13 protein-coding genes are annotated in these 14,220 nt (G+C 38.0%); 1 reads left to right on the forward strand and 12 read right to left on the reverse strand.

The window, feature by feature from the left end; all coding sequences use genetic code 11:
- Positions 1–136: 136 nt before the first annotated feature.
- Together O0550_RS11615 and O0550_RS11620 are read right to left on the reverse strand one after the other, a co-directional pair.
- Positions 137–667 (reverse strand): FixH family protein, encoded by a 531-nt coding sequence (locus tag O0550_RS11615; RefSeq protein ID WP_258426387.1) that lies wholly within the window; start codon positions 665–667, stop codon positions 137–139.
- A gap of 39 nt (positions 668–706) precedes the next feature.
- Entirely contained in the window at positions 707–1,447 is a 741-nt protein-coding gene (locus O0550_RS11620; RefSeq protein WP_258426372.1) for a PepSY-associated TM helix domain-containing protein, read from the reverse strand.
- Positions 1,448–1,799: 352 nt separating this feature from the next.
- On the opposite strand from O0550_RS11620, the gene O0550_RS11625 reads away from it, so the two are divergent.
- Positions 1,800–2,978 (forward strand): RCC1 domain-containing protein, encoded by a 1,179-nt coding sequence (locus O0550_RS11625; RefSeq protein ID WP_258426373.1) that lies wholly within the window; start codon positions 1,800–1,802, stop codon positions 2,976–2,978.
- 81 nt (positions 2,979–3,059) lie between these two features.
- On the opposite strand, the gene O0550_RS11630 is transcribed toward O0550_RS11625, so the two are convergent.
- The 10 genes from O0550_RS11630 to speD form a co-directional block, all read right to left on the reverse strand.
- Positions 3,060–3,599 (reverse strand): DUF3238 domain-containing protein, encoded by a 540-nt coding sequence (locus O0550_RS11630; protein WP_258426374.1) that lies wholly within the window; start codon positions 3,597–3,599, stop codon positions 3,060–3,062.
- Positions 3,600–3,725: 126 nt separating this feature from the next.
- Positions 3,726–3,962 carry a helix-turn-helix domain-containing protein gene (locus tag O0550_RS11635; protein ID WP_003339429.1) on the reverse strand — a complete coding sequence of 79 codons (237 nt, stop codon included), beginning with the start codon at positions 3,960–3,962 and terminating at the stop codon, positions 3,726–3,728.
- Complete coding sequence (locus tag O0550_RS11640; RefSeq protein WP_096885924.1) at positions 3,925–4,473, reverse strand: sigma-70 family RNA polymerase sigma factor; 549 nt, start codon at positions 4,471–4,473, stop codon at positions 3,925–3,927. Before O0550_RS11640 ends, O0550_RS11635 begins: the two co-directional genes overlap by 38 nt.
- Before the next feature lie 930 nt (positions 4,474–5,403).
- Positions 5,404–5,595: a hypothetical protein gene (locus O0550_RS11645; protein ID WP_258426375.1), complete on the reverse strand. Its 192-nt coding sequence runs from the start codon at positions 5,593–5,595 to the stop codon at positions 5,404–5,406.
- A 2-nt stretch (positions 5,596–5,597) separates the two neighbouring features.
- Positions 5,598–6,998, reverse strand: coding sequence for a sensor histidine kinase (locus tag O0550_RS11650; protein WP_258426376.1), 1,401 nt, complete (start codon positions 6,996–6,998; stop codon positions 5,598–5,600).
- Entirely contained in the window at positions 6,995–7,756 is a 762-nt protein-coding gene (locus tag O0550_RS11655) for a response regulator transcription factor (RefSeq protein ID WP_258426377.1), read from the reverse strand. The genes O0550_RS11650 and O0550_RS11655 overlap by 4 nt, the downstream gene beginning before the upstream one ends.
- A gap of 374 nt (positions 7,757–8,130) precedes the next feature.
- Entirely contained in the window at positions 8,131–9,741 is a 1,611-nt protein-coding gene (locus O0550_RS11660; protein ID WP_035318043.1) for a multicopper oxidase family protein, read from the reverse strand.
- Positions 9,742–10,077: 336 nt separating this feature from the next.
- Entirely contained in the window at positions 10,078–11,463 is a 1,386-nt protein-coding gene (locus O0550_RS11665) for an APC family permease (protein WP_003339437.1), read from the reverse strand.
- A 1,126-nt stretch (positions 11,464–12,589) separates the two neighbouring features.
- Entirely contained in the window at positions 12,590–13,657 is a 1,068-nt protein-coding gene (locus O0550_RS11670; RefSeq protein WP_258426378.1) for a hypothetical protein, read from the reverse strand.
- 112 nt (positions 13,658–13,769) lie between these two features.
- Positions 13,770–14,144 (reverse strand): S-adenosylmethionine decarboxylase, encoded by a 375-nt coding sequence (speD, locus tag O0550_RS11675; RefSeq protein WP_022585162.1) that lies wholly within the window; start codon positions 14,142–14,144, stop codon positions 13,770–13,772.
- Positions 14,145–14,220 lie beyond the last annotated feature (76 nt).

A 14,220-nucleotide genomic window follows, 5' to 3' on the forward strand; every position in this document is an offset into this window, starting at 1 on the left:
GAAAGCCTTTTTGCTCTTTACTCTTTACTGTCTTCGCATTTCGTTACATTCATAGCTACGGACATTAATTAACCTGTTTATTCGGCAAACGCCTCTTCAATTGCTTCTATTCGTAAGTACTACCTCAGCATTGGTATCAATGGTGGTGCGAATGATCATGCTGATCTTGATTTCCCTGCTGTCCCTTTTCTTTTTCAAAGTCTTGTAGCTCTTTTTTTGACGGGCTACCCACAAGGACACGCTTAGTAGGAAGTAAGTCTACCCCATGTGCTTTGACATAGGCTTGTACGTAATATACGCCGTCCTCTTGAAAGATTACGTTACTTTCATAGACACCATTCGAATCTTCTTGATGATCTACCTTTCCTTCTCTATGGTTATGGTCTGTTTTTTCTCCCTTTAATACCGCTTTATATTGCTTGCTCTCTTGCTCTTGATTCGCCCTCCAGATTTTTAAATGTACATCTTCTGCATCCGATATGGGCTGGTTATTTTGTGTTAGCTTCACTTGTAGCAAGCTTACTTGCTCTGATTTCACATGTTCAGGAATGGCAACGTCTACATTGATGTTCGCTGGTTTTAGTGTGTTTTCCGCTTGGGTAATCGTTGTAGCAGAACATGCAGGTAATAAAAGGAAGCCACTACTAATGATGCAGATGGTAATCATATTGCGCACGCTTAAACCCTCCTCTCTGCTTGCTGTCAGCTATTCGGAATGCAGATTCTTTGCTATTCCCTTAACCCGAGGGAAAATGAAACGATCAAACAAGAATACTACAATCAGAGAAATTCCTACTAGTGGCATGCAAAGTCCCATAATGACTATCAGGAAGAATATCATTTTTGTTACTTTTGCTTGTTTAGGCTTCGAGGGTGCCCCCCATTTCCCTTCAGGCTTGCGTTTCCACCACATGATAAAGGAACTAACCACAATTCCGATCAATCCTAGACAGCCCACTAAACCAATGAATTGATTTGCCACACCAAATAATCGCCCTTCATGTAATGCAATGCCTAACGTAATTCCTTTGGCCAACAAGCCATAGTCACTATAACGAACCTCGCTTAAAACCATTCCCGTATATTGATCAATATGCATGGTTGCTTCCTGCCCTGGTATTGAATGTGCTGTTGTTAACGTGTATACACCCTTTTCACCTTGAGGCAATGAAATGGTGTATGGTTTTGTTATCTTCTGTTGCTCGGCCACCCACACAATATCCTCTAGTGACAACGGTATATATTGATTATACAAGGATTGCGGTACTGGCAAATTTTCTGTAGCCCAAGGGACATCCTTTGCTACGTCCTTTGTTTTCACTATAGATTCAGGCTTCTCCCCAAAGCTGAATGCATAGGAAGGATAACCAGTCTTCGTAGAGGTAGCAAGCTGATTGATCCCTTCCCCCATTACACCTGACCAAGGGAGTCCAGTAACAATGAGCATAAGAATTTAATGAAATCCCACCATTCGATAGTATAGGGATTGCTTTCATATCCTATTTGATTTGAACGGTGTCGACAAGCAATATTTGATATAAAATGTGAAAAAATGTTGAAAAAAACAGGGCTGCCATTGCTTGTTGTATTTCATCTTTTTATTACGTTTTTATTCCATCGCCCCTTGTATGATCGCTTTACCAGAAGCCAAAACAGTCTGGCCTCGAATCTATAAAGGAATATGTTTATTAAAAATGAACAAAAGTTCAAAAATTCATAAAATAGTTTACACAATTATTGTAAAATGTTAGGTTAAATACTGGTAGCATATTACATAAATAGAAAGGTTGAGTTAGTCTATGCAAAAAAAATTTAGCGCCCTCATACTTTCCTCGGTTTTATTTGCAAGTTTGTTTAGCCCTGTTGCATCTCATGCTCAAGATTCATTTAATTATGATCATTTACTTTCAGCAGACAATAATAGAACCTTTATGGTGAAAAAAGATGGTTCTGTCATATACGGAACAGGAAGTGATGCTAATGGCGGATTAGGCAGCTCTTCTGTAAAAGGAAAAACTACGAGCCCCGTTCCTGTTGATGATCTATCAGATGTTTTGATGGTTGATACTGGGACATCTCATACTGTCGCTCTACAAAAAGACGGGACTGTTTGGACTTGGGGATGGAGTGCTTATGGTGAACTAGGAAATGAAAAAGCAAAGTCTACTGAAAAGACTCCTCACCATGTGAAATGGCTTTCTGATGTAAAACAAGTACGTGCTGGAGAAAACTTTACATTAGCATTAAAAGAAGATGGGACTGTCTGGGCTTTCGGTAAAAACCGCTCTGGACAACTTGGAGATGGCACTACTGAGACCAGAGTAAAGCCTGTTCAGGTTTCAGGGTTAACGGATATCGTAGCTATTGATGCTGGTGAAGAATTTTCTTTAGCACTTTCAGAAGATGGCACTGTTTGGGCTTGGGGTAATAACAGCGTAGGTCAATTGGGAAATGGGACAAGAGAAAAAGCTTTACAACCCGTTCAGGTCTCTGAACTAACAGATGTAATAGCTATTTCTACTGGTGAAAAACAAGGTTACGCAGTTACATCAAATGGAGATGTATATGGATGGGGTTACAATCAGGGTAAACTTGGGGATGGAACAAAGAAAAGCAGTAATTCACCAGTAATAATCGACGGAATCTATGATGTAATTGCGGTGGATTCAGGAAAACAACATACCTTAGCATTAAAAGAAGATGGGACTGTTTGGGCTTGGGGAACTAATACACATGGTCAGTTAGGATATGGTACTCCTGTCAATTATTCAATGACTCCGAATCAAGTATTTTTAGAGTCAACAGAACCACTCAACCAAATTGTTGCAATTGATGCAGGTGGATTTCACTCACATGCAATCAAAAAAGATGGGACAGTCTGGTCTTGGGGCTTTAATTCAAATGGTGAACTAGGTCTAGGTCATTCCAAAAAACAAATGTATCCTGCTAAAATAGAAACTATTAATCTCTTCGATTAATCCTCGTGTTATCCAAGACTATAAGTGAAATATAAAACGAACCAGTTCTCATTCTAACTGGTTCGTTTTCTTCATCAAACGTTAAAAGCATCTAAGACTTACACTCGTATCCATTGGCGGAAATAGGCTTAATAGAGTATTATCCCCATGATCAAAGAAGTAAAATGGCATCGGCGCCTCATTCCCCACCTTTTTCCAGATTTCATAATTGGGAAAACCATCGTGAAGTCCACTAATACACACTTTTCCGTCCTTTTTATAGGCTGTAATTTTAAACTCATAATCGATCGCTGGAGCATTACTACTAAGGGGATTACTGACTCCGCAACTTGCAGTGAATTTGACACTGTCTTTTTTCCAAGTAGGCTCGGACATTTTCAATTCACTATCACTTGCTCGTTTACAAACTGGGTCTTCATCAGGATTAATTCGACAAGTTTTACCTACACGTTTCGTATGCTTGACTGTTTTCTTTTTAAAATCAATTGCAAATTCCTGTAATGTTCTGTAATTACCTGAAAAATGAAATCCTCGATTATCGCCCTCATAAACATCTCCATAAGGATCTTTTACATTCTCTTCAGGAATAAACGTTTTAATCTTTACTAGTATATCTGACATATACATCCTTCTCTCTTTACTTTTTTCGAAACGAAAATGTAGAATTCTCTCCCGTTTTCACGCTTGATTTTCGCTTCATAAAGTAAAGTGATGAAGGGCTTAATAAATACAACCTGCCTTTTCATTTTATTTTTGTAAAGGGTCACCTTTTGAAAAAATATATTTATTTGCTAGTTTCTCAGAATCATAGTCTTTTATCACCTTTATTACTCGTAGTGCTATCTCCTGACGTACATCATCTCGAAAGGCTTTATCTGTACATCTCAGAGATTTTCTAATTTTCGGTTCAAACCTTTGGATAATTTCTTGCATAGCGTCTGCATCGTTATTTTTTGCTTTTCTTACAAGAGCGAGCAGGCTCATGGAATCCCCCCTGTGACAACTCTTTTTTTAATTTTTCTAATGCTTTTCTTTTCGTTTTAGAAACAGCCTGTTGAGTGATATCTAAGAGACGAGCTATCTCTTTTTCCTTCCATTCATGCAAATAATAATATGTAATAATTCCCCTTTCATTTTCTGTCAATTTCATTATGGAATGTAGTAATTTCTCATCACTAATGGCCTCTTTCCAATCCTTGTCATGAAAATTAGTGATATTTTCTGCTACACCTTCACTCTCATACTTTAATGGCTGGATTACCTTGTCTAGCTTTTTTTTTCGAATAGAAAGTTCAATAGCCGTGTAGTGTATCGTTGAAGAAATATATTTGATAAGTAGAACCTCTTCATAGAAGTCATTAAATTGTTTTTTTAGTTTCTGGGATATCCCTCTATCTTCCGGATGAGCTATCACTTTCTGATAAAGGTTATAGTTGTCTTCTTGTTTGAGAAAAGCTTTGAATAATTTTGTACCTGCTAGATCAATAGAATTCACTAAAGATGCCTCCCCTTCAAGCAGGATCATACATTTTTATTTCCAAATAGCAACATCATCTGCCAGCTACGAGCTGATACACTCTTAGGAAAAATATTTATTTTCAGACTCCATTAAAGGCATCTGTATCTTGGAATTTAACCTGAACAATGGTGAAAAATGTAGGTTACCTTTCTTTCTACATGCCAGCTACAGCACGAGTTGAATCTTACCTATAAAATCATGTGATCCATCTACACACCCTCCCTTCTAAAATTTTTTACTCCTGATTACATCAAAAAAAGCCGTTTTCTCCTCAATAAATATGATCTTCTGCTTGTTGTAGTTCGCCTTCGTTCAGCAAGGCGGTAATTGCATTATAGGCTACTATCATTACAGCGATAGCGAGTGGAATGTAATTTGAAGAAACGATACCATTGTTTTTCAAACAGGCTGCTTACGCCATTCCTACTGCATCACTGAACCCAGTTTTTTATCTTCAATTACCTACTTTTTCTTTTCGTACTTAAATATCATTCACTAGGCGATATAAAATACACTCAATCTGTTGCTGAGTAGCTACATGACTTTCCACTTACATTATCTTTCGCTCTTTTTGTTCTATATGAGCTTCTCTTCACGTGCCGGATCTACTCAACCATTTGGATCTCTCAGTCTTTTCCCTCTTTTTTGATGAAAATAATGAAGGTCGTTTCTGAATTTATGAAAAATTGTGACACGTAGATTTTGGAAACCACCAATAAAGGTAACCTTGTCTTGCTTATTTGTTTTATTTCCCCTCCTTTTCGTTAGCCATATTCTTTTAAATCCAAGCCATAGCTCCTCATCAATAACAACTGATAACTTGAAAAAAATAAAGTAAACCTTTTATTTTCTAAATAACAAAAAAAGTGACTCCACACCGCGAAGTCACCCTTTCATTCCTTTCCCTTATTTGAAGCGAACAAACCGATATATGAGGTAAATGATAATACCCATTATGGCCATCCAAATACACGCTGAGTTGGAAATACTGAATCCACTCGAAAACGAGTCAGTTCGATAATAAGAAGCTGAAATAAATAAACACATTAACCCCATTACCATAAAAATCAAAGCAATGAGCCAGTCCGATTTTTTCATGTCTATTCCTCCTGCATCGTCGGAAGAACGAATTGAACCGTAAAAAAAGTACCAATGTCCCTCGTACTGCTAACCTCAATAGATCCACCATGCAGTTCGACTAATTTCTTCACGATTGACAAACCGAGTCCAGTACCCCCCGTTGTCCGTGATCTTGATTTCTCTATCCGATAAAAACGGTCAAAGATATAAGGTAGCTCATCCTCTGGTATCCCAATGCCTGTGTCCTTAATCGAAAGAGAGAGAGTACTAGATGTACAATGAAGATGAACATCAATGTGACCATTCTCGGTATAGCGGATCGCATTCTCCAACAGATTGAGGATAATTTGTTCCATGCGCTTTCCATCCGCACGAATCAACGGTATATCTTCAGAGGAATGAACAATCAACTCTAAACCTTTTTCCTTTACTTTCAACGAAACCGTCTGTACTGCTTGATCTACAACATTCTTCAAATCCACCCATTCCATGGACAGACTAACCTTACCTTCTTCCATCTTGGCAAGTTCAAATAAATCATCCACCAGGTGCTGAATTCGTACACCTTCTTGATAAATAATGTCCAGATAGCGATCCTTCTCTTCCTCGGTCGTATACAAACGATTCTTCACGACCTTCGCATAACCTTCCAAGTATGTGATTGGCGTTCGTAGCTCATGAGAGATATTTGCGAAAAACTCTTGTCGTGTATCTCGATACCGCTTTAGGTCAGCGGCTAAATTATTGATCGCTGCTGCCAAATCACCAATTTCATCTTTACTGCGAATGTCTAGTCGGGTTTCTAACTCTCCTCTAGCAATTTTCTTCGTCGCTAGTTGCATCATGATAAGCGGTCGAGATAAAAGTAATGCTATAATCCAGGTAATCCCCATTGCAAGCAAAAAAGCTCCTACTCCAGAGAGAATCAACAGATTTCGCACTGCAGCAAGGGACTTATCCATGCTTTGCGTAGATGCCATTACATAAATGGCAGAAGATATCTGATTATCTTGGTAGATCGGTTGACCAATCACCATATAGCGATTACCTAATGGATCTTCATGTTCTAAGTGAATGGTCTTTCCAGAAAAGATCTGTTTTAGATCTTCTGGCCGGATAAACGACTGATCCGTAGCGTTGTGCCTACCTGAATGAAGCGTAATCTCACCTGTCGCATTGATATAAAACATGCTTACATTTGAAAAATCTGCGAAAGTCAGGATCATTTCCTCCGAAGAGCTCTTTGCAGTCTCTGCCATGGTAGTAAAATGAGAGGTCATCTCTTCAACCTCTGTTCCCATTTCCGCATGATAAAAGCTTGAAAACATCTGATAAAGGCCTACACCAAGAAAGAGGAGGACGATAAAAAAAATCGCAGCGATGACTAATCCTAATTTCATCCCAATCCGATTGTGTCTCATTCTCCTCCTCCTGGTGCTGAAAATTTATACCCTACTCCCCAAACGGTTTGAATCGGATCATAGCCAAGTCTTGCGCGGTGTAATTTTTCGCGAATATTCTTGATGTGGGTATCCACGACACGGGCATCACCCATATACTCATATCCCCATAATCGTTCAACCAATTCCTCTCGAGTAAACGTGCGCTGACTATTTTTTGCTAGATGGAGAAACAAATCAAACTCTTTCGGTGTAAAATCAATGCTTACTTCATGAATATGAACTTCACGAGCGTCTGCATGTATTTTAAGGTGTTGAAATACCATGATCGTTTCTTGAAGCTTTTGTGCTTGATTGATCATGGAGCGTCTTAGCAACGAAAATACACGTGCCAGCAATTCTTCAGGTTCAAAAGGTTTCGTCAAGTAATCATCGGCTCCAATGCCAAGCCCGTGTACTTTATCCTTGGTTTCCGAACGGGCTGTAAGCATAAGGATCGGCATGGTTTCTGTTTCCCGAATGGTCTTACAAGCCTGCCAACCATCCATCCCTGGCATCATTACATCTAATATCAGGAGATCAAACGTATGCTGTTTTATCATCGATAACGCCTCATAACCAGACGAAGCCTCCTTGACGTTAAATCCTTCTTTCATCAGATAAATGCGAAGCAAATTCCGCATATTCCATTCATCATCAACCACAAGCACCTGAATATTCGCTATCGTAATCACCTTCTTTATGTGTAAATCTACCCCAAATCTAAAAGCTACAACCATTTCATTTAAGGTTTCGCGTTTATACTTTCGATAACTCTCTTTTACCTGACCTGATTTAAGAGTTACTCATGGTATAGGTTCGATATTTTAAACATTTTGAGTTGCATTTTCATTTTTGCCTGCAACTCATCCTGCGGACATAAGAGGGCAAGCCAATAATATTAACCATGTCTAATCCATTTCCAACAACGTTTGTTTATTTGTATTGTAGATCAAAAATGTGTGGAAACCATGTAGGAACTATGTGTCTTGATCAGATTACAACACAAACAAGATTTCCTAGAATTGAGGCTATCAATTACTACGCCCTTAAATAGTTTCTAAAAGGATAAACTCCTGAAGGCTTATGAAACACCCACAGGAGTTTATTCATGTTATTCTGGTTTATTGTCAACGCTCGGGTCAGGGGTATAATTGGTTTTATAATCATTATACATAACCTCGGTAACCATACCAGCAGACGCATGGTGTAGATCGTGACAATGGAACATCCAATCTCCTGGATTATCCGCTTCAAATGCAACCACATATTCTTCTCCTGGCTTCACGTTGAGGGTATCCTTAATAACAGGCGCTCCATCCAGCGGCTGTCCATTTTTGCTTAAAACTTGGAAAAAGTGTCCATGTAGGTGCATCGGGTGATCATCGGTTTTCGATTGGTTCACAAAGGTGACCTTTACCTTTTCCCCTTTATCAACCTTAATAGAATCAGTATTTGGGAATACCTTTCCGTTTATAGTATAAACCATCTCTCCGTCCTTCATTTCGGTATTCAGATTTAGCTGAACATTCTGATCAAAGGATTGATTCAAAGAAAATTTAGTATCAACTTGTTTCCCGTATTTCAAGAGATTGAATTGTGGTAATTGCTCAGATGCATTGGATGAGTCAGTCTGTAGGGTAGACCCTTCGTATGAAATAACAACTCTCATGTTTTTCACTCTGTCTTCACGTCCATGCTCTTCAAGCAACCATGAACCAGGATTGTTTGCTGTAAACTCTATGTCATAACGTTCGCCTGGAGCGATGGCAATCCCTTGATCTGTAATAACAGCAGGGCTATTTACAGATTGCCCATCGGAGGCAACCACTTTAAATTCATGTCCGTGCAAATGCATTGTATGCGTTAGATAACCCGCATTAATCAAGCGAATTCGAACCTTTTCCCCTTCTTTAACTACTAGCTTATCAATAGCATCTCCCGTCTTTCCGTTAATGGTATATAGATCATACATGCTCATATCGTGATCTTTCATACCACTCATGCTCATTTGACTGTGATCCATTCCCTTCATGTTCATCTTGCTATGATCCATGCCTTGCATACTTTTATTCGATTGGCTGGAATCACTCGTATTTGTTTCCATATCCCTGCTGCCAGAGCTCATCCATTCGTCTAGTACAAGCGTGTAATCTCGATCATAACTATCTTTTGGATCTTCCACAATCAATGAACCATAGAGCCCTTTATCGAGTTGATTAACACTATCTTGATGAGAATGATACCAGTACGTCCCTGGAACCGTTGCCTTAAACTGGTACGTAAACATTTTGCCTGGAACGACAGCATCTTGTGTGACCCCTGGGATACCATCCATATCGTTTGGGACTGGATAACCATGCCAATGAATCGAGACAGGTTCTTCGAGTTCATTCTTTAAGTTAATCTTGACCGTATCTCCAACTTTGACACGAATCTCTGGACCGGGTACAGAATTGTTAAATGTCCATACGGGCAAAGTCAAGTCATTAGACACCTTCAAATTACTCGCTTTTGCCGTGATGGTAAATTCTTTTCCATCCACTCTTTGTGTTTCTTCTGTGAGAACAATATTATTACTTGATTGATTGGTTTTAGAAGACATCTCTGTGGTCTTCTGGGTGCTATCCATATTCAACTCGTCTTTACCACTGGAATTAGAACAACCTACTACTATGATTCCTAACACACCAATCGCAAGCAATAGCTTGATTTTTCCTTTCATTTACTATCCCCCACTTCATTTTCTGATGCCTATAAGATTAAACAAAAAATGTGTGGAAACGATGAAGAAATTTAAATTTTCAACTATTTACATCTGAAAATTTCATTTCAACACACTTAGTCACTGTCTTTCTTCATCCTTAGTAATTTTCGCATCTAATTATTAATTCTTCGTTTTAGTACTTAAAAATCATAATGTAATGGCAATCAAGAACTGTCAATTGAGGCAAAAAAAAGTCCGTTTTCAAACCTTTTCGGATTTTGAACGGACTTTTTTGTAGGAAATGGAAATTTAATGATCGTAAGAGATACAACCGTATATTCTATTATGAATTATTTACTCCCGATGCTTTAGTACACTTTTATTACGGGAATAACCAAAATAAATACTGAAACCTACTGCTGAATAAGAAAGATAGTACATCCATATTTTTGCTGATAAATTAAAAGCTAAAAATAAGCAAAAAATGATTGCCAGGATTGGAAGAATAGGTACAAGAGGCATTTTGAAATTACGTTTTAAATTTGGCTGCGTTTTTCTTAAAACAATGAGTGACAGTGCTACGAGTGCAAAGTTCAAAATGGCGGACATATTCGCAATATCTGCTAATTCTTTTAAATCAATTAATCCAGCCACGATAGCCCCTAATACACAAATGATCCATGTAGAGAACGTCGGAACGTGAGTTTTACTATTAACTGTCGAGAATAATTTAGGTAATAATCCATCACGACTCATTGACAGTAGAATACGTGGCACTGCAAACATGTAAGCAAATAAAACAGCTATAATTCCTATTACTGCGCCAACAGATAAAATAACTGCCGCCCACCCTTGCCCTACACTTTCAAGTGCATAAGCCAAAGCGTCTCCAACATTTAATTCTTTATAGGATACCATTCCTGTTAAAATAGTTCCTAAAATAACGTAAATAGTAGTGCAAGCTAGTAAAGATCCTAAAATACCCCGAGGCAAGTTTCTCTGAGGGTCTTTCACTTCCTCAGCAGATGTTGAAATAGCGTCAAAACCAGTGAATGCGAAAAATACTGAGGCTGCTCCAGCAAATACACCACTTATTCCAAATGGCATAAAAGGTTGCCAATTTTCAGGTTCGATGAAAAATGCACCTATAATAATAAACAGTAAAACAATAGAAATTTTGATAGCTACTGTGATATTATTGACTTTTTTACTTTGCGTTAGACCTCTTGTTAATAAATAAGACATACAAATTACGATAAATACTGCGGGTAAATTTATAATCCCACCTTGGCTAGGAATAGTGACTAGACTACTCGGGAGGTGAATTCCAACCAGTGATAATGCACTATTAAAATATGCTGACCATCCCCCGGCAACAGATGCTATCGAAACTGTATATCCTCCTACAATAGACCATCCTACCAAGAAAGCTACTATCTCTCCTAATGCTACATAGGTATAAGCGTAGGCACTTCCCGAACTTGGAATCGCTGATGAAAACTCCGCATAACATAACGCTACCAGACCACATACAATTGCAGAGAGAATAAAAGAAAGAGATATAGCGGGACCTGAGTTTCTTGCAGCTACTAACCCTGTAATAACTAAGACACCTGTTCCAATGGTTGCTCCCATCCCCATTAGTATTAAATCCAAGGCGCCAAGTGACCTTTTTAATTTTTTTGATTGGTTTGAATCTGAGATATCCTTAATATCTTTTTTTCTAAATAAATAGCTCATCATTTGTCTCTCTTTCTTTTAATAGGTACGATTTAAGTAATGGTGTTGAAATGAACTTCATTTTGAAACCTATCTTTAAAGATCCCCCATCTTACTTTCTGGCAAAAAACTGAATATTGTAGTAAGTTTTTTAACTTATGTTAACAATAATACTAGTTTTTAATTATATATTATATATTATTTTTTGGACTGTAGCAAAAATAACATTAGGTCAATAAAAACGTAGAATTATATCTGTATCATGGCTGTAACAGGATATCTCTCCTAATAATGAAATAATCGGGTATGAATCTTACAATTATTTCCACTAAAATAGGCCACTTTTAGATCTACTCTAAGTGTTCACAGGGTTTGTGCCATGAGTTGGTATAGTTGCGAAATCTTACTATTTCATTTTTGTATATAATGATATCAACTTAATAAAATTTTCTAAATATTAGTAAAGACAATAAACTTTTTTGTTCAAATCGAGAAATAAAAAACACCTATTTTCTTCCTTTTCAAGAAAATAGGTGTTTGGTTATTGTGTCAATCCAATAATCTCACTATATGTCAGACTTCATAATCGTTTTTACCAAGTACTCATTGAATTGGCTATATTCAAATTCCGAAATTCTTCTTGGAAACTCACGATGACAAGTTCATGTGGTACATTCTGTTTCCGATACGCAGGATGTTTATGTTGGTAATGATTTTCCATAAAGCCAAGCCTCATATAAAAGTTCTTGCGTCTAATAGAAATAGACTCATAAAAGATAATGCCAACAAATACATCTTTTTCTAAAATAATATCACAATGATATTCCGAATGATTTTAAGCTACTATTTGATCTTCAAATAATCTTTGTTCATGCTCGGGAAAGCTAGCTTTATATAGATCAAAAGCTTTGTTACATAAAACATCATTTGTGCTAGTTAAACGATAAAAATCCATAATTCGTTTTGCTCTCTTTCTTGATGTTTACTTACTCTTTATAGTTGTATGTATTCTATATGAATATGACTAGAACTACAATGCTACTAATCGATTGTCTTTCTTCGACATGAATACAAAAAAACGACTCCCTTCATCGAGAGCCGTCTTTTTGTTGTCTACCTATGTCTGTTCCTGCTGTTTCCCAGGCAATTACATATTCGTGTTTTCTTTATCGTGTTGTTCTTGGAGGTTTTCCATCCTTGAACGAATAGCTTGGGCAAAAGACTCTGGTTCGTCTACTTTGAACATGATGCGTTTAAACTCCTTTTTCATCCCAAAGACACCATAATGAATGGCTGATTCTTTTACTTTGATCTCGAATGATGGAGAGTCCATCATTAGTGTCGTATTGACCACATCAGAATCTCCTTTTTCAAACGGATTGAGTGCAACATTGCTCATGTTTGGAGATTGAATTGCTTCAATATTAGCAATGTCGATTACAGCAATACTCTGATAACCGGCATAGAGTGTGACTTTATCCTCAGTAACGGTGCAAGGCAGGTATTTAACAGAGTTATAGAAGGCGACGATGTACAAAGCTGCGTAGATACTGATCGCTGTTGCAATCCACGCAGCGATGATGCTCCACTTTGCGAGTAGCCAGTGAAGCAATACGGTCTCAGCTATGAGCAACAGACCGAAAACAATCATCATCGTTTTAATAATGGTGGTCTTATGGTAGCTATATGAGATATCTTTTCGAATGTCCGGTTTTTTGAACAGAACACCGAAAGAATAGTAAAAAAGCTTAATCTCAGCGAGGAAAACATTTTTGAGCGGCGTATCGCCGAACAGCTTGGTCAGTGCCACTTCCATCGCCTCATAGAAGCTTAATTCTCGATCCGCGTGCTTTTTGCTATCCCGGTATAGACGGATAATTTGAAAAAAGATAAAGCAAAGAAAAAAGATTTCAACCAGAGGTGCAACATAGAAAATCACATAGTCCAAGTAACGCTGATGGGAAGCTGCTATCAAATATTTCGAGACGAATATCTCAATAAAAAAGGCAAAAAACAGGGAAATTTTATTGGGAATAACCAGTAGATTGACTAGGAATGGTATCACAAACATCAGCGCTACTGTAACGAATAGATCGACTATATCACTTTTGGCTGTATGTACGTGCATGTAATAATAGCTGCCTCCATAGATGATTCCCGCCAAAATCAGGAAGGCTATCAGTGCCACAGAGCGGTTCTTTTTTGTGGTTGTCATATGAACACCTCATCGTAACTTTTACGTAGGGGAACAAAAGGAAGAAAAGGGTGGTACCGCCATAAACGATACCACTTTCCTCCCCTCCCCTGTTTAAGCCGCCATCATCCATTTATTCACGGATGATCACTTGGTACTGAACATTTTCAGGCCCAAATACATCAATGATGCTTTGTTTGACTTGCTCTTCAGAAAAGTCTTTGCAAGAGAAAACATCTAGGTACCCCTCACGATGCAGATCATTGGTGTGAAGAGTGATACTGCTGGTGTAGATCAATTGTACTGCCGAAAGACCGATTTCTTCTCCGTCGCCAAAGCGATAGCAGTGGCACTCCCCGAAGGCAACCATGTCAATGTCTTTAACGAGTTTCGTAATGAAATCCTTTACCACTTCAATGCTGAGAATGTTTTCGTTGCATCTTTCCATGTGAACCAACACATGTTTTCCATAGCAAGCTTTTCCTTCGTGCATGATACGTTTATACATCCTGTAACATCTCCTTGTGTTTTCTATTTTTCGATAAAAGAATGAATAGTGATGATAACCAATTTTTCAAGCTTCA

It is taken from the genome of Brevibacillus halotolerans, from assembly GCF_026891775.1.
GTDB classification, from domain to species: Bacteria; Bacillota; Bacilli; order Brevibacillales; family Brevibacillaceae; genus Brevibacillus_B; species Brevibacillus_B halotolerans.